The 22,796-nt window shown below is 60.5% G+C and carries 16 protein-coding genes; 4 read left to right on the top strand and 12 right to left on the bottom strand.

Translation table 11 applies throughout. The features are described from left to right. The first annotated feature begins 91 nt into the window (after positions 1-91). Together PW792_03675 and PW792_03670 are read left to right on the top strand one after the other, a co-directional pair. Positions 92-415 carry a rhodanese-like domain-containing protein gene (locus tag PW792_03675; protein ID MDE1161031.1) on the top strand — a complete coding sequence of 108 codons (324 nt, stop codon included), beginning with the start codon at positions 92-94 and terminating at the stop codon, positions 413-415. A gap of 99 nt (positions 416-514) precedes the next feature. After that, positions 515-1,786, top strand: a complete 1,272-nt coding sequence (locus PW792_03670; protein MDE1161030.1) for a GGDEF domain-containing protein — start codon at positions 515-517, stop codon at positions 1,784-1,786. 21 nt (positions 1,787-1,807) lie between these two features. Here the strand turns inward: PW792_03670 and PW792_03665 are convergent, their stop codons facing one another. The 3 genes from PW792_03665 to PW792_03655 all read right to left on the bottom strand — a co-directional run bounded on the left by PW792_03665 (position 1,808) and on the right by PW792_03655 (position 5,826). Beyond that, positions 1,808-2,791, bottom strand: coding sequence for a tyrosine recombinase XerC (locus tag PW792_03665; GenBank protein MDE1161029.1), 984 nt, complete (start codon positions 2,789-2,791; stop codon positions 1,808-1,810). Further along, positions 2,788-3,717, bottom strand: coding sequence for a tyrosine recombinase (locus tag PW792_03660; protein ID MDE1161028.1), 930 nt, complete (start codon positions 3,715-3,717; stop codon positions 2,788-2,790). The genes PW792_03665 and PW792_03660 overlap by 4 nt, the downstream gene beginning before the upstream one ends. Positions 3,718-3,903: 186 nt before the next feature. Next, positions 3,904-5,826, bottom strand: coding sequence for a CocE/NonD family hydrolase (locus PW792_03655; GenBank protein ID MDE1161027.1), 1,923 nt, complete (start codon positions 5,824-5,826; stop codon positions 3,904-3,906). 42 nt (positions 5,827-5,868) lie between these two features. On the opposite strand from PW792_03655, the gene PW792_03650 reads away from it, so the two are divergent. Then, positions 5,869-6,957 (top strand): hypothetical protein, encoded by a 1,089-nt coding sequence (locus tag PW792_03650; GenBank protein ID MDE1161026.1) that lies wholly within the window; start codon positions 5,869-5,871, stop codon positions 6,955-6,957. 110 nt (positions 6,958-7,067) lie between these two features. On the opposite strand, the gene holA is transcribed toward PW792_03650, so the two are convergent. From holA to tilS, 6 genes are all read right to left on the bottom strand, one after another. Next, on the bottom strand, positions 7,068-8,207 hold the full coding sequence (holA, locus tag PW792_03645) for a DNA polymerase III subunit delta (protein ID MDE1161025.1): 1,140 nt from the start codon (positions 8,205-8,207) through the stop codon (positions 7,068-7,070). 190 nt (positions 8,208-8,397) lie between these two features. Beyond that, the gene (locus tag PW792_03640) at positions 8,398-8,982 is read right to left on the bottom strand and encodes an LptE family protein (GenBank protein MDE1161024.1); all 585 of its coding nucleotides are present in this window, start codon (positions 8,980-8,982) and stop codon (positions 8,398-8,400) included. A 2-nt stretch (positions 8,983-8,984) separates the two neighbouring features. After that, the gene (locus tag PW792_03635; protein MDE1161023.1) at positions 8,985-10,676 is read right to left on the bottom strand and encodes a M1 family metallopeptidase; all 1,692 of its coding nucleotides are present in this window, start codon (positions 10,674-10,676) and stop codon (positions 8,985-8,987) included. 112 nt (positions 10,677-10,788) lie between these two features. After that, on the bottom strand, positions 10,789-11,967 hold the full coding sequence (locus PW792_03630) for a hypothetical protein (GenBank protein ID MDE1161022.1): 1,179 nt from the start codon (positions 11,965-11,967) through the stop codon (positions 10,789-10,791). A gap of 102 nt (positions 11,968-12,069) precedes the next feature. Further along, positions 12,070-13,983, bottom strand: coding sequence for an ATP-dependent zinc metalloprotease FtsH (gene ftsH, locus PW792_03625; protein ID MDE1161021.1), 1,914 nt, complete (start codon positions 13,981-13,983; stop codon positions 12,070-12,072). A gap of 468 nt (positions 13,984-14,451) precedes the next feature. Beyond that, positions 14,452-15,537 carry a tRNA lysidine(34) synthetase TilS gene (tilS, locus tag PW792_03620; protein ID MDE1161020.1) on the bottom strand — a complete coding sequence of 362 codons (1,086 nt, stop codon included), beginning with the start codon at positions 15,535-15,537 and terminating at the stop codon, positions 14,452-14,454. 100 nt (positions 15,538-15,637) lie between these two features. On the opposite strand from tilS, the gene ispD reads away from it, so the two are divergent. Further along, the gene (gene ispD / locus PW792_03615; protein ID MDE1161019.1) at positions 15,638-16,339 is read left to right on the top strand and encodes a 2-C-methyl-D-erythritol 4-phosphate cytidylyltransferase; all 702 of its coding nucleotides are present in this window, start codon (positions 15,638-15,640) and stop codon (positions 16,337-16,339) included. 88 nt (positions 16,340-16,427) lie between these two features. Here the strand turns inward: ispD and PW792_03610 are convergent, their stop codons facing one another. The 3 genes from PW792_03610 to alaS all read right to left on the bottom strand — a co-directional run bounded on the left by PW792_03610 (position 16,428) and on the right by alaS (position 22,771). After that, positions 16,428-17,261, bottom strand: coding sequence for a hypothetical protein (locus PW792_03610; GenBank protein ID MDE1161018.1), 834 nt, complete (start codon positions 17,259-17,261; stop codon positions 16,428-16,430). Between the two features lie 318 nt (positions 17,262-17,579). After that, a complete protein-coding gene (locus PW792_03605) occupies positions 17,580-19,796 on the bottom strand; it encodes an N-acetylmuramoyl-L-alanine amidase (protein MDE1161017.1) in 2,217 nt (738 codons plus the stop codon). Positions 19,797-20,089: 293 nt separating this feature from the next. Continuing rightward, positions 20,090-22,771, bottom strand: coding sequence for an alanine--tRNA ligase (gene alaS, locus PW792_03600; protein ID MDE1161016.1), 2,682 nt, complete (start codon positions 22,769-22,771; stop codon positions 20,090-20,092). Positions 22,772-22,796 lie beyond the last annotated feature (25 nt).

Below are 22,796 nucleotides of genomic sequence, written 5' to 3'. Positions count from 1 at the left end.
TGTCCTTATTTCTCATAGAGATGCAGCCGTACGGGAAAAATCCCGTTCACGCAAAACCTTTTACTGTAAGTAACGATCTATGCTTCCACTTATGAATCTAGAAATTACGGTTGACCAGCTCAAAGCACAGCTCTCCAGCACTACGCCTCCCCTCTTGCTCGACGTACGGGAACAGTGGGAGTACGACACCGCCAGCATCCCGGGCTCCAAGCTGATGCCGATGGGTGAAGTTCCGTCACGCGCCTTCAGCGAACTCGACGAAGACCAGGCCATTGCAGTGCTTTGTCATCACGGTGCCCGTTCGCTCTCCGTCGCAAACTGGCTGCAGCAGCAGGGATTTTCGCGCGCGCAATCGGTTTCCGGCGGCATCGATCTATGGTCCAGCGTCATCGATCCCTCCGTTCCGCGTTACTGAGCTTCCATCCACCCAATAGTGCAAAGGATGACACACAAGTAGTCGTCGCTCCCCCCTTGGTGCCATGGAGCCCAGGGCACCAAGCTTCTACCGTTGAAGATGAGTAACGAAGTGTCCAACCCGGCTGCCTACACGATCGAACACGTTGAGCTCGCGATCCGCCGACTGCAAAAGCACCCTTTCACACGTTTCAGCTTTTCGTCAGCGCTGGAAGCGCAGTTCCTCAACTCCGGCGCACCGAAACGCGCCCTCCGCCGAGCTCAGCTCGGATGGATGTGCATTGCTGTCTATGCGCTCCTTCTGGTCGGCGACGCCGCGTTCATCCCGGAACGCCTGGCACTCGCACTCGGCATTCGCCTGCTGCTCGTTCTTCCACTGCTCATCTTTGCCAATACGCTGAACACCAACGAGAGCCACACCGTGCGCGAAAGCAACATTGTGGTTGCCGCAACCCTGGTAGCGCTCTCGAACATTGCGCTTTACAGCGGCCTCACACGTTCGCTTAGCTCTGCCGCTCAGGTCAGCGTACTCACGACGCAACTGCTCGCCATCGTTGTCGTGCGTTTGCGCTTCAAATACGCCAGCATCCTCACCGCAATCTTCATCCTTATTCAAGTCATCGCGCTTGCTCATGACCCGACACTCAACACGCACTCGCGTATCTACACAGCAACCCCTATCCTCTGGGGCGAACTCTTCATCCTCATAGCCGGTTACAGCCTGGAACGCGAGTCCCGCCTCACCTTCCTGCTCGGCATTCGCACAGACCTCCAGCATCGGCAACTCATCGCGCTCAACAGCGAACTCGCCCGGCTCTCTGCACACGATGCCCTCTCAGGCCTCGGCAATCGGGCCGCCTTCGAGCGCCGCTATGTCGAGCTATGGAAGCAGTCTCACGCCACAGCAAAACCGCTCTCCGTCATCCTCTTCGACATCGACAACTTCAAACGCGTCAACGACACGCAGGGGCATCTGTACGGAGACGAGGTCATCCGTCGTGTCTCGCAACTCATCCTGCAATCGCTTCGCGGCAAAGACGATTACGCCGCACGTTACGGTGGCGAAGAGTTTGTCATCCTTTTGCCCGACACCGCACATGCTCTTGCCATTCGAGTCGCCCAGCGCATTCGCCGCATGATCGAACTCGCCGGCGCTCCCGCAGCCAGCGACTCCAACATTGCTCTCACTCTCTTCACAACCGTGAGTGGCGGCGTCGCAACCACTCCCGGCCCCCATCTCGATACGCCGAGAGATCTTCTCCACGCTGCCGATACGGCGCTCTATGCTGCGAAGGCTGCAGGCCGCAACCGCGTCCACTCTGCCAATATGTTCGTGAACGAAGCTCTTCCCGCAAAGACCTTCAGCGCGTAATTCTGCTTCTGCGTGTACGGACTACTCTGTCGCTCGCGGATGCGTCGCGTCATACACGCGCTGCACCTGTCCCACCGTAAGCTGCGTGTACCGCTGCGTCGTCGACAACCGTTCATGCCCCAGCATCTCCTGGATCGCGCGCAGATCGGCTCCCTCTTCCAACATGTGCGTTCCAAACGCATGGCGCAGCGTATGTGGATGCACATCCGCAGCCAGCCCTCCGCGCACAGCAATCCCCTTCACAATGCGCCCCACGCTGCGCGTCGTCAGCCTGCACTCTCCACGCATCCGGGCATTCAACAGCAGCGGTCCGGCCTCCACCATCTTGCCCTTACCTGCACGCTCCAGCCGCTCTGCGCGTTGCGGCAGATACGCCTTCATCGCCTGCGCGGCAGCGTCCCCCAGCGGCACAATGCGCTCCTTGCTTCCCTTGCCAAACACCCGCACCGCATCATCACGCCACAGAATATTCTCCAGGTCCAAACCACACAGCTCCGAGTTGCGAATCCCGCAGCCATAGAGCAGCTCAAAGATCACGCGGTCTCTCTCCGGCCATACTCCGTGATCCTCTGTGCCCTCGGTGTTCGACTGTCTCTTCTTCGCTATCGGAACCTGCTCCAGCGAATCCAGCACGCCATTCACCTCAGCCATGCTCGGCACACGCGGCAGATGCTTCGGCAGCTTCGGCGTCTGCACCAGCACCGCAGGGTTGGCTTCAATCACACCCGCCCGCGCCATCCACTTGAACCAGCTCCGCACCGCAGCCAGCGCGCGAGCCACACTCGCCTTCGTCAGCCCACGATCAAATAGTGCCGCCATGTACGCACGGATATGCGTGTGCTCCACGCGCCGCACATCGCCATGGGCTCCAAACATTTCCGTAAGAAACGCCGCGAAGTCACCCACCTCGCGGCGATACGCACGCAGCGTATGCTCGCTCGATCCGCGCTCATCGCGCAGCATCGCAAGGTAGCGTTCCGCCAGCGACTCAAAGGTCGAGCTCACGCTCCCACCCGCTTCGCTCTCGGATGAAACTGCCGATGCACCTGCTTCAACCGATCGATCGCCAGATGCGTATACACCTGCGTCGTCGCAATGTCCGCATGACCCAGAATCGTCTGCACCGTACGCAGGTCCGCTCCACGCTCCACCATATGCGTCGCGCACGAATGCCGCAACTTATGCGGGCTCGCATTGCGATTCAGCGACTTCACCATCTCCCACACCGAGGCCGTCGTCATCACTCTGCCACGCGCGCTCAGAAACAACGCACGCTGCAATCCGCTTCCACTCTTCGCACGCCGCACAAGCTCCGTGCGCCCTCGCTGAACATACTCTTCAATCGCCGCAACAGCCTTCGCATGAATCGGCACAATGCGTTCTTTGTCGCCCTTGCCCCGCACCTGCACGCTCTGCACATCCAGCCGCAGATCCTCTTCGCGCAGCGCCACAATCTCCCCCACACGCAACCCACCCGCATACAGTAGCTCGAGCATCGCATGGTCGCGCAACGCAATCCCATCCGCATCCGCCATCCGAGCGGCCGCGCCCGTACGCTCCAGCATCTCGTTCACATCTGCCGCAGGCAGACTCTTCGGCAACACCTTCCACGCCTTCGGGCTTTCGATATTCACCGTAGGATCATGCGTGATGCGCTTGTCCTTCAGCAGCCAGCGATAGAAGCCCCGCAGCGAGCTCAGCTTCCGCGCCACCGACCGCGACTCCTGCCCATGCTCGCGCAGATGCTGCATGAAGCCGCTGACCTCGTCCTGCCTTGCCACCATCAACACAACATTGCGGCCTTCGAGGAACTCCGCAAACATCCCCAGGTCCGTTGCATACGCTTCGCAGCTCAGCGGACGCAGCCCGCGCTCTACGCGCAGATGCATCGCATACTCCTTCAGCAGCACCGCGTTGCTCTCCGCACCCATCCTTCCATTCTCAGCACAGCGGCCCCGCAAAGCCATCCCACCGAACCATCCCCGATAACAGCAGAAAGGGCACCGAGCCTCTCCACAATCTCTGCGGATAACTCGGCGCCCTCTGCGCCGTTCTTTAGCCTTTCTTGGCGAACCTTGGCGCACTTAGCGCCTTGGCGTTTTCTTTTCGTATCCCTGTCAGCGAACGCCCGGCATCACCAGCACCTGCACACCGCTCGCCGCTCCGGACTCATGGAACACCGTCTCTGTCGCCGGCTTGAAATCCTCCGGCTTCGCCTTGTAGATATCCATGAACACCTGTGGATTGCGGTCCACCAGCGGGAACCACGAGCTCTGTACCTGCACCATAATCCGGTGGCCCTTCAGGAACGTGTGGTTCACATCCTGCATCGTGAACGCCACCTTCGTCACCTTGCCCGGAACCAGCGGCGACGGTGCCGTCCAGCTCTCGCGATACTTCGCGCGGAACGGCTCACCACGAACCAGCATCTGGTAGCCCTGCATCACCACCGGCGGAGCCTGCGAACGCTTCCCGCTAACCGGTTCTTCATCCGCCTGCTTGAAGTCCTCCGCGTACACGTCAATCAACTTCACCACAAAGTCCGAATCAGTTCCCGTTGAAGCAATCATCAAACTCGGCTTCACCGGCCCCACAATCGTCACATCCTCTGTCAGCGGAGCCGTCTCGTAAGCGATTACGTCACCACGCGTCAGCGCGAAACGCTGGTCATCATCCATGTAGCGCTGCGGAACATCCGGCCCCGTCACGTACGGCGTAAACGGCACCGGGTGCGCCGGATCGCTCACATAGCTGTCGCTGCTCTTCGCCTCGGTGGGCACGCTCCATGCCAACCCACCATCCGGCTGAAAGTACAGCTCCTTCGCCACCGCAGGCTTCGGCGGCCACGCGTCATACTTGCGCCACACATCGCTGCCCGTCTCAAACACATACGCCTTCGGCAGTCCGTCCCACGCCCTGCCCTTCAGGTAGTGCTCAAAGAACGGCGCTTCAATTTTCTCGCGGTAGAACTCCGCCGTCTTCGATCCAAACTCGACATCGCCCAGTCGCGATCCGTCCGACCGCGCCCATCCACCATGCACCCACGGCCCCTCGACCAGCGTATTCGCCGGAGCCTCCGGGCTCAGCTTGTCGATCTGGTGCAGCGAATGCACCGGCCCTGCCAGGTCCTCCGCATCGAACCATCCGCCAACGTTCATCACAGCCGCCTTCACGCCATGCAGATGCAGCCCGATATCTCGCGCCTGCCAGTAAGGCCCATACTCTGAGTGCGCCACCTGGTCATGGAAGTAAGGATTCGTTCCACCCGCAGGAGAGTCCAGCTTCCCGAGCGTTCCCATCCCCAGGTAGTACTGGTACATGTCCTGCGTCGGAAACTTGAACGTCGCCTTCTCGCGTTCCGTCGTCGGGTTCTTCTGCGGACGGAAGAACGGCGCATAGAACGAGTGGTTCGCGCTCAGCATGAACGCGCCGCCATGATAAGCATCATCGCCCATCCAAAGATCGATGATCGGGGCCTGCGGACTTGCCGCCTTGATCGCCGGGTGCGAGTCCACAATGCTCGCCGCCGTATAGAACCCCGGGTAGCTAATGCCCATAATGCCCACACGCCCGTTGTTATTCGGCACATGCTTCAGCAACCAGTCCACGGTGTCGTGCATATCGCTGGACTCGTCCACACCCTTGCCATCATGTGACGGAGTCATCTCATACCAGGTGCCTTCGCTCGCCCAGCGTCCGCGCACATCCTCGCAGACCAGGATGTAGCCGCTCATCAGCAGCGCCGGGTTCCCCGTCACGCTCGGCATCCGCTTCGTCCCACCGTAATCGCCACAGCTATACGGTGTACGCGACATCAGAATCGGGTACGGCCCCTTGTCGGCAAAGCCATCCTTCGGTGCCCACACCTTCACATAGAGCTTCGCGCCATCGCGCATCGGAATGCGATACTCATGCTTGTCAGAGTGCTCGCTCACAAACGCCACAGCGTCCTTCACCGGGTCACTGGCCGTCTGCGCCCACACAACACTTCCGCCCCCAAAAGCCAGCGCCAAAGCTGCGCCAACAAACGCCTTTCGCATCCCATATCCTCCGCAAAGCATTGCTTCTGCGATACTACTCGCGTGTTCCGCAGACTGCTTCTCATAACGCTGCTTCTATCGAGCACGCTGTTCGCGTCCGCGCAAACCCCTGCGCCGCCCCCCGCCGACCCCGACTACACGCTGCACGTCTACGCCGACCGCATCCAGTTCGCCGCGCTTATCCTCGACGACGACGCCAATCCCGTCCCCAACCTCGACCGTCAAAGCATCCTGCTTTCGCTCGACTCGGGCAAGCCGTTTCATCCCACCGACGTCCACCCCGAAAGCGATGACCCCATCGCCATGGCCGTCCTCTTCGAAGATGCCGGCTCTCAAACGAAGTACCTCAATGAGTTCACGAAGCAGTTCGCGCAACTGGCGCCCAGCCTGCTCCTGCCGCAGGACTCTCTTCGTCTTTACGCTGTCGACTGCGGCCTCGCACAAACCAATGCCACCTTCTCCTCACCCACCACACTGCAACTGGAAGAAGCGATCAACAACCTGAGAGCGTCCCATGCTCTGCGCCCTGCCGGTCCACACCACAACTGCAACAACTCATCACCACCATTGCTCGGCTCCATGGCCATCGTTGCCCAATGGCTCGGCAAGCAGCACGGTCGCCGTGTGCTCCTCGTCGTCACTCAGGGGGATGAGGACCACAGCAAACCCACCTGGCAACAAATCAAGGAGTACACCTCCACCCAGGGCATCGCAGTTTTCGGTTATAGGGATCGCTGGCGCTACTACGCCAATCACTTTGGTATCTCACGGCTCATCCAGAACAGCCCGCACCCAGACGCCTTCGCGACCGACGAAGCGTCCGATAATCTCCTTTCCATCGCCAGCGGCAGCGGCGGCGTTGTCATGGCCGCAGAACCCCAGGATGCCGCCAAGGACATCGCCGACACCTTCCGCCTGCTCCGCGCCCGCTACATCGTCAGCTTCCCGCGCCCGCACCACGGCTTTGAAGGCACTCACTCCATTGCGATCGAAAGCCCACGCCGTGACGCCACAACCCTCCGCATCACCGGCGCAACCGCGCCAATTATCCCGCAGGAACAACTCGACGACCCACACGCCGTCCCTTCAGAAGACTCACCCGCCATCATCGGCAAGCGACACCCGCATTAGCCACAGATCACCTCCGTGTCCCACCGTGCCTCTCAGCGTTCGCCGTGTTCGCCTTTATCTTCGCGGCGAAACATTCGCGGCCTTCGCGTCTTCTTTCCCCACCCAGCCACCTAAACCTCGGCAGCCACAGCCTTCTCGCGTCCCACCAACCGCATCACCAGCCGCTCCAGCACCAGCCGCTTATCCGGCGGGCTCGACCGCAGTTCCACATCGGCCTTCGCAATCCAGCGCAACCCGCGCCGCAACTCCGTGCGGTCACGATACCGCCGAGCCTGCGCGATCAACTGGTCCGCCGCAAACGGGGCCACACGGAACCCCGGCCACAACACGCCCCACATCGCTCGTTGATCGGTCACACGGTTTTCGTTCAGCACCAGCATCTGCCGATACGTCTTTGCCAGCGTGAACACATGCCCAATCGCCGCATCCTCGCCACCTTCTGACGCATTCAGCAACCCGTGCAGCAACGCCAGCGCACGCGGCGCATCCTTCTGGCTGATCGCATCCGTCAGCTCATAGATCCCGCGCTGCTTCGCTGCCGCAACCATCTCTTCCACATCCGACACATCGAGTCGCGGCTTCGCATGAGCACTCGCATAAAGCGACAGCTTCTCCACCTCACTCTCAATCGCCAGCATCTCCGCACCCAGCGAGTCCACCAGTTCCCGCGCCGCATCCGGAGTAAACTCCACACCCTTCGCCTGCGACGCCCGTCGCACCCACTCCGTCGCGTCATCCTCGCTCACGCGCTGCAACTCGACCATCCCACAGCCATCGCCCAGCGTCTCGCGAATCTTCTCTGCGCGCTCCTTCTCCGTCATGTCCATACGCCGCAAATCCTGCGGCAGCGACACATGGTCCGCTACAAAGATCAGCAGAGCACCCGGGTTCGGTCGTCGAAAATAACCATCCAGCGCCGCAAACTCTTCCTTCTTCGACCCACGCCCATACAACGACTTCACATTGCGGACAAACAGTACCTGAAACGGAGCCATCAACGAAGGCGTCTGCGCCAGATCCAGCACATCGAAGATCGTCATATCGTTGCTCAGGTCCAGGTCATGCAGCGAGAACTCGCGCATCTCCGGCGACAGCAACGCATCCAGCACACCACGCCGCGCCCTTTGCTGCAGATACGCTTCATCACCCAGCAGCACATAGCCCGGCTTGCGGGCATCACCCTGCACCTCGGCCAGAAACCGATCCACCGCCGCAAAACTCTTCAGCCCTTTTGCAATCCCCTCAACCATGACAACCTCTACCCCTTCGCGTAGCGAAACCTCTCGCCCTTCTGGTCACGTCTTTCCCCGTGTCTCTCCGTGACGCCCCGTGTCTCTCCGTGACGCCCCGTGTCTCTCCGTGACGCCCCGTGTCCCTCCGTGTTCGCTTTGTCTTTCTTGGCGAAGCATGGCGACCTTGGCGTCTTCTTTTCGCTACGCTCTAGAAACTATGCAGCACATCGCTCACCAGCGCCTGCGCAAAGTCATGCCCAATACGCCCCACCGCCGCCGAATCTTCCTGCACGAAGCTCGAAAGATCCTGCGTCGACTGGTACTGCTCATGCCATCCGAACTGATCGTTGCGATACAGCACGCGGCCATCGCGTGAGGTGATCTCTACACTCGCCACAATCGTCACCAGGTAGCTCGACGTCTGTCCGCTGTTCTGGTCATACGTCAACGGCGCCACACTCTCCTGCTCGATCGTGCCTCGCAACACTGCATCCGCCGTCGCCCCGCTCCACGTGCCATCACCGCTTGACGTCAGCACCTTGTACCCCGTACGCGTATTCAACTCCCGCACCACGGCCTCCGTAAACACGCGCTCCGTGCGATACGCCTGCACCTTCGTCTTGAACACCGGCACCGCCAGCGTCTGCACACCCGCCGGCAGATGCGTCGCCGCTCCAGCCTGGTGATAGCCGCAACCAACAAGCGCAGGCAAACCTATCACTCCTGCCACCATCACCGTCGCGAACTTCGCGGCCAACCTTGCAAACTTCGCGTTGAAGCTTTTCTTCACCACGCCTACTCCTTCACCACATCGACGAAGTACTCATCTGTATCCACCGCAAACGCATCCTTGCCCTTCGTCCACGGCATCCACTTCCACTCACCCACCACCGGCGTCACCACATTCCAGTGCGCAGCCTCGCCCACCTTCACCGGCATCGCAAACTTCGCTTCCTCTGCCTTGTAGCGATAGCTCACCTTACCGTCCGCAAACTTCAACTCCAGCACAGGCATCGTCGCATGGCGCAGATACTCGTCAAAGAACGGCTTCAGCATCATCCCCGTCCGCTTCGACCACCAATCCTCCACCTGCGCCGTCGTAATCTGCTGATACTTGAACTGCTGATAGAAGTCGTGAATATCCGCAAACCACTTCGCATCATCGCCCACCAGCGAGCGCAGCGTATTGATCATCAACGCGCCCTTGAAGTACTGGTCCTGCGGCGGCTCCGCGTTCACCCCGCACGGCGGAATCACCGGCCGCTCGTTATGCACCTTCGGCTTCAGCCCATTCGCATAGCGCAGCATATCGCCCTTCCCCCAGCGATACTCCACATACAGCAACTCCATATACGTGGTCCATCCTTCGTGGATCCACATATCGCACTTGTCCGCCGCCGTCACCGCGTTGCCAAACCACTCATGCCCACTCTCATGAATGATGATGAAGTCGAACTTCGTCGAAATCCCCGCCCCCGTCCAGTCGCGACCGTAGTATCCGTTCGCATAGCGATTGCCATACGCCACCGCGCTCTGGTGCTCCATGCCCGCATACGGTACATCGACCAGCTTGTATCCATCGCGCACAAACGGATACTCGCCGAAGTAATGCTCATACGCCTCCAGCATCTCCGGCACCTGTGCAAACTGCACCTTGCTCTTCTCCAGGTTCTCCGGCAACACATAGAAGTCGAGCGTCGTCTCGCCATGCTTTGGCAGCGACCAGTGAACATACTCTCCAATGTTCAGCGCCACATCGTAGTTGTTGATGCCATAGCTCACCTTCCACTTCCACTCGGTGTAGCCATCGCCTAAATCCTTCGAACCCACGAACCGCCCGTTCGACACATCCATCAAGCCGTTCGGCACCGAGACATTGATCTCCATGCCTTCCTGCGGCTCATCCTTCCACTGGTCCTTGTTCGGCCACCAGGTGCTTGCGCCTTCTTCTTCGCACGCCGTCGTAATCCACGGCTTGCCTTCCTTGTCCTTGTCGAATGAGAAGCACCCGAACCGTCCCTGCTTCACCGGCTTCCCACTCCAAGCCACGGCCACCGCATACACCTTGCCCTTGCGCATTGCCTCCGGCGTGTCGATAAACACAGCGCGCAGATCGCGCGAAACCTTCAGCGCTTTCCCATCCATCGTGGCGCTGTCTACGGCCAGCTCCGGTGTCAGATCAAGCTGTATCCGCGACCCGTCCTTCAGCATGCGGAAGCGTACGGTATTCACGCCCTTGATCGTCTGCGCCACCGGGTCCACGCGCACATCCAGCTTGTAGCTCAGCAGATCATTGTTCGCGCGATACGTCCCATACGGCCCACGCAGCAGATCATCCGCCGTCGGCGGCTTCAGCACATCCAGCGCCCGCGCCCTCTGCGCCGCACTCGCCGACCCCGGCGTCGTGTTCGTCACAGCGGTCGAACCCTGCGCCAAAGCTACGGCCGAGCACAAAGCACAAGCGGCAAGACAGAGAGCAAGCTTCATCCCTCTATTGTGCTTCAACGCTTCCCTATGTATCGACAAATTCCAACTGTGCGTAAACCGGTAGGTCGGGGCTCCAGCCCCGACCTTTGCCGTCGATTACAAACCCACAGATCTACCTCTCACCAATTAGTTGAGAGCCCGACAAGCCGCCGTTGAAATCCTGAGACCAGATCACCAAAGCATATCCCCCTGCCTCCAGTTGATCGATGCCACCGTACTCGACAAGAACAGGCCTTGGGGTCGCGTCGCCCTGGAAACGCGTTCCGACAATCCATACCCCACTTCCGTCGGCAGCCTGCCCCGTCGTGCTCGCCGTCACGATATACCCCTGCGCGGCAAGACTCTTGACCATATCGGCAGCAGTAGCAAGCGTGCCTGAGACCACTTGTGTTTCATAAACGCTATTCGGGTCTCCCGCCCAGCCATAAGCAAAGTACGTCACGTTCGAGCCGAGCACATAGAACGCCGTGATCACCCGACCACTTGCAGCCTCTTGCGCTGCTATCGCAGGAAAATCAGCCACAGAGACCGTAGCCTCAGAACGTGTATACGCCGCCCCCTGCGAGTCGGATCGATAGGTGTACGCAACGTAACTGCTGTAAACAGAGGGTATCTGCAACCCACTCACCACCGAACGCGAATCACTTCCAGACAGTTCAGGCGTGCTCGATTGCGACAGAACGGAGTCCAATTGAGCGACCTGCGCCACACCGTAGAACGTCCGGATCGACGCTGAGAGCCCCAGAATCTCATACGACCACGTGCAGGCATTATTTCCAACCTGCAGAGAGCTCCCAAACCCCCCATAGGAATAGCTGGGAGAGGATCCTCCCGGTGGAGGACACCCCACAGGAACAACGACTTTTACGTCGCCGACAGAGTATCCGTTGACGGTCGCCGACGATCCAACCTGACCGAACCGCAGATCGCCCGTAACAGGCGCACGCGCAGTCACACTCAGATGCGCCACAGAGCTTGTCACGCTTCCACCCTGCCCGCTCACTCTCACCGAATAGCTCGACCCATCATCGGCATAAGCCGTAATCGGCGTGGTGTAGCTGCTGCTCGTGGCGCCGCTGATGCTTGCGCCACTCTTCAGCCATTGATACTGCAGATTGGAGCCGCTCGCCTGTACCGAAAACGTGGCCGTAAGCCCCATCGGAACACTGGCATCCGCTGGCTGCTTCGTAATCGACAGCGGATCTCCCGGCGCAACCGGCGACGGATTGCCGCTCGAAACGCAACCTGAGAACACAAGAGCAAGAGCAAATGCGACAGCTCTCCTGGACATCCCTGAAAATGTCATGAGAAACCTCGGCACCATCCTAACCGAGACAAAAGAAAGAGCGGCCAATGGCCGCCCTTTCTTCCTTGCTTTTCCGACTTCCTGCTCTTACGCAGGCGTATGTGCGCTCTCGCCAAAGCCCGGCTTGCGTCCGCCGCCCGGCTTCAACACTTCCTGCGTGTCGTCACCGCTGCCGGCAGCAGCCAGAGCCGACTTCATCGGCGGAAGCTCCTTGCCTGCGATGATCAACTCGATCTCTGCCGCATCCAGCGTCTCACGCTCCACCAGGGCAGTTGCCATGCGGTGCATGATGTCGTGGTTCGCGTCCAGAATCGCATACGCCGACTGATAAGCCGCATCGATGAAGCGACGTACTTCGGTGTCGATCTGACGAGCCGTGTCTTCCGAGAAGTCACGCGACTGGCCAAGATCACGGCCCAGGAACACTTCCTGTTCCTTCTTGCCGAACGTCATCGGTCCAAGCGGCGACATACCGTACTCGCACACCATCGCACGAGCCAAAGCCGTTGCGCGCTCGATATCGCTGCCTGCACCCGTCGTCATCTGCTTGGTGAAGATCTCTTCCGCGATACGTCCGCCCATCATCATAGCCAGGCGCGTTTCGAGGTAGTCCTTCGTCACCTGGTGCTGGTCGTCATCCGGCAGATACACCGTCACGCCCAGCGCCATGCCACGCGGGATAATCGTCACCTTATGCAGCGGATCCGAGTGATCGCGCAGTGCAGCCACCAGCGTATGTCCCGCTTCGTGGTACGCCGTGTTCTTGATCTCCTCCGGGCTGCGCAGCATCGAACGACGCTCTGCACCCATCAGGACCTTGTCCTTGGCAACTTCGAAGTCGTACATGTGGACAGCCTTGCGGTTGAAACGGGCCGCCGTCAAAGCAGCTTCGTTCACCATGTTCGCCAGGTCTGCACCGCTGAAGCCCGGTGTTCCACGAGCCAGGATGTTCAGGTCGACATCATCCGACATCGGAACCTTCTTCGCATGGACGCGCAGAACCTCTTCGCGGCCACGGATGTCAGGACGATCGACGATCACGCGACGATCGAAACGGCCCGGGCGAAGCAGAGCCGGATCAAGTACATCCGGGCGGTTCGTCGCCGCTACCAGGATCACGCCATCGTTGGACTCAAAGCCGTCCATCTCGACGAGAAGCTGGTTCAGCGTCTGCTCGCGCTCATCGTGTCCGCCGCCGAGACCTGCGCCACGGTGACGTCCAACCGCATCGATTTCGTCGATGAAGATGATGCACGGAGCGTTCTTCTTGCCCTGTTCAAACAGGTCACGAACGCGGCTCGCACCAACACCCACAAACATTTCCACGAAGTCCGAACCCGAGATCGAGAAGAACGGAACATTTGCTTCACCCGCAACCGCGCGTGCCAGCAACGTCTTACCCGTGCCCGGAGGTCCGACCATCAGCACGCCCTTGGGAATACGTCCGCCCAGGCGCTGGAACTTCTGCGACTCACGCAGAAACTCGATGATCTCCTTCAGCTCTTCCTTCGCTTCGTTCACGCCGGCAACGTCCTTGAACGTCACCTTCTTCTGCTGCATCGAGAGCAGACGAGCGCGGTTCTTGCCAAAGCTCATCGCCTTGTTTCCGCCCGACTGCATCTGGCGCATCATGAACAGGAACAGGGCCAGGATCACCACGATCGGTGCAATGTTCAGCAACACCGAAATCCACATGTTGCCCTGCTGGTCCTTCACGGTTACGTTTACGCCGTGCTGCTGCAGGTCCTTGTACAGGTCAGGGTAGTTGGCCGGAATCGTCGTCGTGAACGACTCCTTGCTCTCCTTGTACTTGCCCGTCACCTCGGTACCGTTCACCGTCAGCTCAGAAATCTTGCCCGCATCCGCGTCGGTCTGCAGCTTGCTCAGGCTGATGGCCTGATTGTGTCCCGCGCTCATGTTTTTAGAAACAAACTGCCACACGCCAATCAGGCATGTAACCGTCAGGATCCAGATCAGCAGATGTTTGACCGTTGAATTCAAACTTGTTCCTCGTTTCCTCTCGCCTACAGAGCCGCTACGCAGACTCGCAAGCAGGCGCACTTCCCAATGCCTTGCATACTTTAGACGACATCCGCCGCCGAAGGGTGCAACCGGCGGGAAGTACCAATAATTCTACGCTGATGCACCTTTTACGTTGCTGGAAATCCCTACGCCTTTTTCGTCAGCGCAAATCCTCTCCAGCGACCTTTCCGTAACCACGCACCACAAACCAATAACGCACCACCCCGCCATTTATTGCATCCCCAATCCCACCAATCCCTCCGTGCCCCTCCGTGGCTCCCCTGTGTCCTCCGTGTTCGCCTTTCAAGCTTCTCTCGCTTTTCTCGCCCTTCGCCCTTCAAGCTCTCGCCTTTACGTAGCGAAACTTGGCGACCGTAGCGTCGTGGCGTCTTCTTTCCCTACCCGGCCTCAAGCTCCGGCCTCAAGCTCCGGCCTCGATCCCGAGCCTCAAATCCCCTTATCGGCCGACTCCCGGCTCCACTGCAGCTCTCTCGCCGACCGCTCCACCCGCAGCCCCTCGCGCAGCTCCAACCGGCTCCCAATCTTCCCCGTAACTCCCGGGAACCCGCCAAAACCACCCAAGGCCAGCACCTTCGCCGTCTCCTCCGCCGTCAGCCGAACCCCAGCGGCTCGGATCGCTGCCCGAATCACCCGCCGCCGCAGCGCCGCAGGCATCGCCTTCAGCCGCTCAATCTCCACCGCCCCACTCGCCGACCCGGCCGCCGTCGAACTCGCCCGGCCGCCCCCACGCACCGGCTTGCCGGGCAACAACACCGCTCGCAGCGTCCGCTCCACCTCGACCGCCCAGAAAGCCTCTTCCTCGCGGGCCACCTCAGCCATCCCGGCCAGCACTCCATCCAGCCCCGGGTTGAATCCACGCAGCACCGGCATCAACTCATGCCGCACCTTATTCCGCGTCAGACTCACATTTTGGTTCGACGAATCCTCTCTCCAACCCTGCTCCCGCGCGTATAAAAACGTTTCAATTTCGCTCCTCCGAACCCGCAAAACCGGCCTTACCACCCTCGGCCCGCTGTCTCTTGGCTCTAAACTCTGCGCTTTTCCCTCTAATTCTGGGGCAATCCCCCCCAAACCCTCAGTCCACGCTCCGCGCAACAGCTTCATCACCACAGTCTCAGCCTGATCATCCAGCGTGTGCGCCGTTGCGATGGCATCCACCGCCAACCCGCGCAAAGCCGCATACCGCAGCGTCCGGGCCGCTTCTTCCAGCCCTTCGCCCTCGGCCTCCATACGGGCTGTCGTGTCCACGAGAAACACGGTTAGCGGCACCCCCAGCCGCTCACAAAGCTCGCGCACAAACGCCTCATCGCCGTCAGCTTCTTCGCCTCGCAGCCCATGGTGAACATGCGCTGCGCTCAACTCCACGCCCAGCGGATCCTTTCGGCCATTGGCCTCCACCATCGCCAGCAGCATCGCCGTCGAGTCGGCCCCACCCGACACCGCACAGCAAACCCGCTCCCCCTTACGAAACAAAGCCGCATCCAGCGGCAGAATCACAGTACCCTTCGCCATCCACTAAGCCTAATGGCAACGCCTTCCCGATGCCCCAGCATTGCTAAACCCTATACCCTGCCCCCTAAACCCTCCTCCACTGCGCTAAACTACGTCTCCCATGAGCGTTTTCGTCATTCTTCCCGCAGCCGGCATCGGCACCCGCATGGCCCAGACGGGCGGCGCGCCAAAGCAGTTCCTCGAAATCAAGGGCCTGCCCATCCTCGTCCACTCCATTCAGGCCTTCCTCGCCCTACCCGAAGTCACCGGCGTCTACCTCGCCGTGCGCGAAAACGAAAAGCCGCGCATGAACGAACTGCTCGACACGCACTCCCTCCACGGCCGTGTCCACGTCGTCACCGGCGGCGACACCCGTCAGGACTCTGTCGCCAACGCCCTCAGCGCCCTGCCCTCGACCTCCGACGACGACATCGTCCTCGTCCACGACGCCGTGCGCCCGCTCATCGAACCGGCTACCATCGGCAAAACCATCGAAGCTATCCGCAAACATGGGGCCGCCATCGTCGGCATGCCCGCCATCGATACCATCAAGCAGGTCGAGCGCACCGCCGACGGCGCCCTCATCACCGCCACGATTCCGCGTGAACTCATCGTCCACGCGCAGACCCCGCAGGGTTCACTGGTCCCGCTTATGCGCCGCGCCTTCACCGAAGCTCAGCGCGACGAGTTCACCGGCACCGACGAAGCCTCGCTCCTCGAGCGCGCGGGCGTTCCCGTTTACGTCGTTCCCGGATCCAGCCGCAACTTCAAGGTCACCCAGCCCGGCGATCTCGAAGTCGCCGAGTTCTACCTCGCGGGCTAAACCTCGCCAGCGAAGACTTGTCCTCGGACACAAAACAGCGATGGCCTCCTTCACGGAGGCCATCGCTGTTTTGTGTCTTGCAGCAAAGTTACTTCTTCGGCGCTACCTTCGGCTGCTTCCAGAACGTAGGATCAGCGTCCGTCATAGCCTGGTCGGGATAGCTGATCTTCGGCGCAAAGACGAAGATGTTGCTTTGCTGGCTTTCGACACTCGAAGCCGTTAGCTCCTCGAGCTTTTTCATGCGCTCCGGCCCCAGCGCCTCAGCAAACTTCCTGCCGCCCGCCATATGCTCGTCGACCTCTGCCGCCGATTTCAGCGTGACGATCACCAGAAATGAATCCCCCTGCCCTCCATAGGTCTGCTCGTAGACCGTCCAGCTTGCCTCGGGAATACCTTCCTTATAGCCAGCCATCACCAGCCTGGCCAGCTCACCCCATTCGCCCGTATGTCCGGGCTTCAGGTTGTACTGCGAGATCTCCAGGTAACGCACGCCCTTCAGATTTTGCTCATTCATGCTCATGTCGCTGCGATGGCTCCACGCAGTCATCGTGATTCCGCTCAGCAGCGCGCCATCCGCCGCCATGGCCTTATCCATCGCGGCATCCAGCCCGGGAAGCTTGCTGTTGCCCTTGACCTCCTCTTCCCACTCCCCAAACGAGGAGTACGCGCTGAAGAACAAGGCGCGCGGCGCACCGGTCAGTGAGGTCATCCCGAGGTAGCGCGACTTCGATTTCGAGGAAACAAGCGCCTGGAGGAACGCACCCTCCGTCTTCTCATGGGCCGCAGAGCTCGTCGTCGGCTTCAACTCTTCGCTCACAATCTGCAGAATCTTCGGCGGGCCGCCCGCAACATCCTGCGCCTGCACATACCCACTACCGCTCAACATCAAGATGGTTGCTGCACACATTGCCAAACTCTTCATAAGTCCGCAGGCCTCCTCAGCCAGTTCACAACCAATAGGGCGCACAGAGGCGCACGAAGTCAGGACAGCAACGAGAACTCCGCCGCCGTAAAAAGAATTCGATTTTCGAGAAAAAATCCGGAAAGCGTACCGGGGCCTCAGAGTGTGACCGAATGAAACAGCTACGCAGGCTACACGGAAAGCAGGTGCTGTTGTGGTGAAGCGAGTCTGCTCGCATTCCAGATAGTTGTCAAGAAAATATCGCCGTATACTCTTGATCAAAAGGGAGTTGCACCACACACCGAGCAACCCGATACAACACGGCCTGGGCCCTAAGGCCTACCGCTCAGCCCGCTGCGTCGCAGGCCTGGCTTTCGTCCCGTTAATCCCCTCGGCATACCGTCGCACCCCGGCAAACAAGCTCTCCGCCACCCGCTGCCGATACTCGCTCGTTCGCAGTTGAGCCGCATCGCGGGGGTTCGTTACAAAAGAAATCTCTGCCAGGATCGACGGCATATTCGCGCCAATCAACACCACAAACGGAGCCTTCTTTACGCCGCGATTCCGCAGATCGCCGTTACCGCGCTCCAGCCCCGCATAGAGGGACTGGTCCACATCGCTCGCCAGCTCGCGGCTCTCTTCGATCTTGTCCTTCAGCGTGATCTTCTTCACCAGCTCGCTCAGCTCATGCACGCTCGCGTTCGAGACAGCGTTCTCTCGCCCCGCGACCCGCATCGCATCCGGGTCGCTTGTGAAGTTCAGGTAGTACACCTCGACGCCGCGGGCGCTTGCATCGCTTGAGCTATTCGCATGAACGCTGATAAACAGGTCCGCCTGCGCCTTGTTCGCAATCGCTGTCCGCGTCTCCAGCGGGATAAAGGTATCGTCCGCGCGCGTGTACACAATCTCCGCGCCCAGCCGTTCATGCAGAAGCTTGCCTAACCGCAGCGCTACATCGAGCACGACGTCCTTTTCTTCAATGCCATCCACGCCCAGCGTGCCCGAGTCATGTCCGCCATGCCCGGCATCGATCACGATGCGACCGATCTTCAACCCCAGCGCACGCATCAGGCTCGTCTCGCCATCCGCCGTCGGTGGAGCAGCCTTGGTCGGCTCGCCGGTCACATGCCGCCCCGGCCTCACGGGTACAGACGCCACCAGCGTCTTCTCCGCGATCGGCCCCGACGTGGGTCGTCGTGTCGCATCCACACGGCCTGGCTGTCTGCTCACCGCCGCCACGTCCGGCGTGCTTGCTCCTACCGTAGACACGGTCGAGTTCGGCACCGGCCGCGAGGCGGTCGATCTCTGCGAGACCACCACGCGAGGCGCAGCCACCGTCGCGCTTCGCTTCGCACCACGCGAGGGCAAGCCAAAATCAGCGCTGCCATCCGTCACCGCCATCGGCGGCAAGCTCGAAACCTCCACACCTGCACGAGCGCCCTCGGCCTTCGGCTTCACAGTCTCCGTAGGGGTGCTCTCTCTTTGCGTCCCCTTCGCGCTCTTTGCGTCGAGGTTCTCCGCGGGCCCAGCCACAGGACTCGCAGCTCCACCCTGGGCATCGGGCACGAGGCCTTGTCCCTGCTCTTTGCCGTGGATGTCGATAATCAGCCGATAAGGATTCGGCAGCAAGAATGCCGAGTACTCCGCCACCTCGTGCACATCCAGCACCACGCGCGTCACATCGTCCGAGTACTGCGCCGCGCGAATCCGCGTCAGAAAACCGTCATCCGTTACGTTGAAGCTCTTGCCACTCAACTCATGCGCCAGCTTCGCATGGTGCAGGTCAAAGTAGATGCGGTCAGGATGCTCCACCCGCGCCGCTTCATACGTCACCTCATCCCCCAGGTCGATCGCCACGCGCGTATAGCTCGACGTCGACCAGTGCCGTATGCCCGTCACCATCGCCATCGGCTTGCGCTCAGACGACTTCGCGCCAAGCTCAACGGACTCCACCGCGTCTGACTTCGCCCTTACCGGCTGCGCAATCGTCACAGCCTCCGGCGTCCTCACCACGGGAGCCATCACGCCACTCGAAGCGACTTCTGCAGCGGGCTTTGCGGCGACATCGTCGTGGTGTATCGGGGGATGATAATGATCGTCGCCGCTCGCCGGAGCGCCGTTGCCCTCACTCGACGCAACCTCCGCAGCCACGGGAACCACGGCCGAGTTCGTCCCGGCCTTGATCGTATCCAGCGTCACATCGGCGCTCTCGCGCGCGGCCATCGACCGCGGATACGCCTGCTTCAGAAACTCATACTGCCCTAAGGAATCGTTCAGGCTCTTGGTGTCATGCAGCTCACGGCCCTGCTCGGCCAGCAACTCGGCCACCTGCTGCACCGCGCGAGAGGCATGAACATCGGCTGGGTTCTCGTGATAAATCGTGCGGAAGTTATCCATCACGCGGCGATACTCAGCCTTGCTGTGCCCCGGCTTGGTTTCAAACGCCTGCCGCGCCTGCACAGCGGCATCCCACGCACCACCGCTCTGGGCCTGCGCCAGCAGCACAACCCCACCCAGTAACCCGGCGACCAACCCACGATGGCGGAAAGAGACCATAGCTCATCTAGTCTAGGTTTTCTCCCCGCCCATCTCGCCCTGTGAATCCTCCGGCGTACCCCGGGCGATACCTCAAAGCACGTCCGTCCGCTAAGCCAGGACTGCCTCTGCGCCCTTTGCGTTTTGGAGTAGAGATGGCCCTCAGCCCTGCCGCCGCCACTCTCGTGGCGAAACCTGGCGACCTTGGCGTCGTCGCGTTTTCTTTTCTGTTACCCGGCTATCTCTCTCAAAGCAAAACAAGAAAGGGCTGCGGATTTCTCCGCAGCCCTTTCTATTACCCGGGAGTAGAGGGGTTAGCCCAGAAGCTCGCTCACAACCTCACCCGCAGCCGCGAGCGCAGCATCCAGCGCTGCTACATCTGAGCCACCAGCCTCAGCCAGGTCAGGACGTCCACCGCCCTTGCCGCCAACCTTCGCCGCCAGTGCGCCAACGATCTTGCCTGCCTGTAGCTTGCCGGTCAACTCCTTCGTCACACCCACGATCAGCGAAACCTTGCCTTCAGCCGTAGCTGCGCCCAGCACCACAACGCCCGTGCCCAGTTTGCCGCGAAGTTCATCCACAAGGTTGCGCATCTGCGACTTGTCCAACGCGTCGACACGCTGAGCGAGAACCTTTACGCCCTTCACTTCCACAGCGTTCGAAGCCGCATCCGCCGTCGCCGCCGAAGCCGACTTCATGCGCATCTGCTCCAACTCGCGACGCAGCTTCTTCAGCTCCTCATCCTGCGATGTCAGACGAGCCACCAGCGCCGAAGCGCTCGCCTCACCCGCCACCTGCGAGGCCACCTTCGACACCTCGGCATCGCGGCGGAAGAGCTCCAACGAACCTGCGCCCGTCACCGCTTCCACGCGACGCACGCCGCTCGACACACTCGACTCGCCCACCAACTTCAGCAAACCAATCTCACCCGTCGCCGCAATGTGCGTGCCGCCGCAAAGCTCCGTCGAGAAGTCGCCAATCTTCACCACGCGCACGCGCTCGCCGTACTTCTCGCCAAACAACGCCATCGCGCCATACTCGTGCACGGCCACATCGATCGGCACATCCACCATCGTCTGCACGGGCGTGTTCGCCAGAATCTGCGTGTTGACGATGTCCTCAATCTCCTGCAACTCTTCCTCGGCTACACCTGTAAAGTGCGAGAAGTCGAAGCGCAGACGACCCGGATCATTCAGCGATCCCGCCTGCTTCACATGCGTGCCCAATACCTGGCGCAACGCCGCGTGCAGCAAATGCGTTCCCGTGTGATTGCGCATTGTCGCATTGCGCACACCCACGTTCACCGCGGTGTCCACCGTGTCGCCTACAGCGATCGTGTGTCTGGCCACCACCTGATGCGCGAACACACCTTGCACCGGCTTCTTGCATCCGCTCACCTCAGCCACAGCGGTCTGATGATCCGCCGCATACAGCCAACCCACATCGCCGACCTGTCCGCCGGAGTCCGCATAGAAGCTCGTCGCATCGAGCACAACCTCGCCACGCTCGCCCGCGTTCAACGCGCTGACGCCCACGCCATCCTTCACCAGCGCCATCACCTTCGCGCCATCGACACGCGTAGCGCCGTAGCCTTCAAACACCGTCTGCGCGAGTTCGCGATACACCGGCGCCGCCGTCTTCTGCGATCCGCCCTTCCACGAAGCACGAGCCCGCTGCTGCTCTTCCAACTTCGCGCGCTCAAAGCCTTCCGTGTCGAACTCAATTCCCGCATCACGCGCCGCATCCACCATGAAGTCCAGCGGCATGCCGAAGGTCTCGTACAACGAGAACGCCTTCGCACCATCGCGCAGTACGTCTTCCGTCATGTTGCGAAGACCAAGCTCCAACGTACGAGCAAACTGCTGCTCTTCCGCGAGCACCACCTTCGCCACGCGCTCGGCGCTCTCCACCAACTCCGGATACGCCGCCTTCATCTCATCACGCACAACCAAGACCATCTCGTGCATGAACGGCTTCTCCTGCCCCAACAAACGTCCATGACGAATGCCACGACGAAGAATCTTGCGCAACACATACCCGCGGCCTTCGTTCGAAGGCAACACACCATCGCCGATGAGGAATGTTGCGCAACGCGCATGGTCCGCAATGATGCGCAGCGAAGGCGCACCCTTACTATCGCTGATCGCAAGCTGCTCCAACGACATCTCCGACTTGAAGCCGGTGAGCTTCTGCGCCGCAGCAATCAGCGGCGTAAACAGATCGCTCTCGTAGTTCGACAGCTTACCCTGCAGCACGGCCGAGACGCGCTCGAGGCCCATGCCCGTATCCACCGACTGCTTCGGCAGCGGCGTCAGCGTGCCATCGCTCGCGCGATCAAACTGCATGAACACCAGGTTCCAGATCTCTATGTAACGCTGATCGTCCTGCGGGAACGGCTTGTCCGTACCAGCCTCTTCCGCTCCCTCGACGCCGAGGTCATAGAAGATCTCCGAGCAAGGACCGCAGGGGCCCGTATCGCCCATCTGCCAGAAGTTGTCCTTCGCCGGCATGCCGAAGATACGGTCCGCAGGGACACCGATCTCCATCCAGAACGCAGCGGCTTCGTCATCGCGCGGCACGCTCTCATTGCCCTCGAAGATCGTGACGTAGAGCTTGTCCGTCGGAATTCCAAACCAATCCGGCGACGTCAGCAGCTCCCACGCATACGCAATCGCGTCCTTCTTGAAGTAGTCGCCGAAGCTGAAGTTGCCGAGCATCTCAAAGAACGTGTGATGACGCCGCGTGAAGCCGACATTCTCCAGATCGTTATGCTTGCCGCCTGCACGCACGCACTTCTGCGAGGTCGTCGCGCGCGAGTACTCACGCTTCTCGGCACCAAGGAACACGTCCTTGAACTGGTTCATACCCGCATTGGTAAACAGCAGGGTCGGATCATTGGCCGGAACCAGCGACGAAGAGTGCACACGACGGTGCCCCTTCCCTTCAAAAAACCGCAGAAAATCTTCACGAATCTGATTGCCGGACAAGTTACGCATAGACTTCAAGTTTATCAGTGTGTAG

It is taken from the genome of Acidobacteriaceae bacterium, assembly GCA_028283655.1.
In the GTDB taxonomy this organism is placed as follows: Bacteria; Acidobacteriota; Terriglobia; order Terriglobales; family Acidobacteriaceae; genus Granulicella.
This window is presented reverse-complemented; position numbering and strand designations above follow the sequence as displayed.

Bases quoted from the DNA above. Each gene is read 5' to 3' on its own strand.
- holA (MDE1161025.1), bottom strand. From the start codon at position 8,207: ATGGTTGAGGGGATTGCAAAAGGGCTGAAGAGTTTTGCGGCGGTGGAT.
- alaS (MDE1161016.1), bottom strand. From the start codon at position 22,771: ATGCGTAACTTGTCCGGCAATCAGATTCGTGAAGATTTTCTGCGGTTT.
- PW792_03635 (MDE1161023.1), bottom strand. From the start codon at position 10,676: ATGAAGCTTGCTCTCTGTCTTGCCGCTTGTGCTTTGTGCTCGGCCGTA.
- ispD (MDE1161019.1), top strand. From the start codon at position 15,638: ATGAGCGTTTTCGTCATTCTTCCCGCAGCCGGCATCGGCACCCGCATG.
- PW792_03610 (MDE1161018.1), bottom strand. From the start codon at position 17,261: ATGAAGAGTTTGGCAATGTGTGCAGCAACCATCTTGATGTTGAGCGGT.
- PW792_03630 (MDE1161022.1), bottom strand. From the start codon at position 11,967: ATGTCCAGGAGAGCTGTCGCATTTGCTCTTGCTCTTGTGTTCTCAGGT.
- tilS (MDE1161020.1), bottom strand. From the start codon at position 15,537: ATGGCGAAGGGTACTGTGATTCTGCCGCTGGATGCGGCTTTGTTTCGT.
- PW792_03605 (MDE1161017.1), bottom strand. From the start codon at position 19,796: ATGGTCTCTTTCCGCCATCGTGGGTTGGTCGCCGGGTTACTGGGTGGG.
- PW792_03660 (MDE1161028.1), bottom strand. From the start codon at position 3,717: ATGGGTGCGGAGAGCAACGCGGTGCTGCTGAAGGAGTATGCGATGCAT.
- PW792_03670 (MDE1161030.1), top strand. From the start codon at position 515: ATGAGTAACGAAGTGTCCAACCCGGCTGCCTACACGATCGAACACGTT.
- PW792_03655 (MDE1161027.1), bottom strand. From the start codon at position 5,826: ATGCGAAAGGCGTTTGTTGGCGCAGCTTTGGCGCTGGCTTTTGGGGGC.
- PW792_03675 (MDE1161031.1), top strand. From the start codon at position 92: ATGAATCTAGAAATTACGGTTGACCAGCTCAAAGCACAGCTCTCCAGC.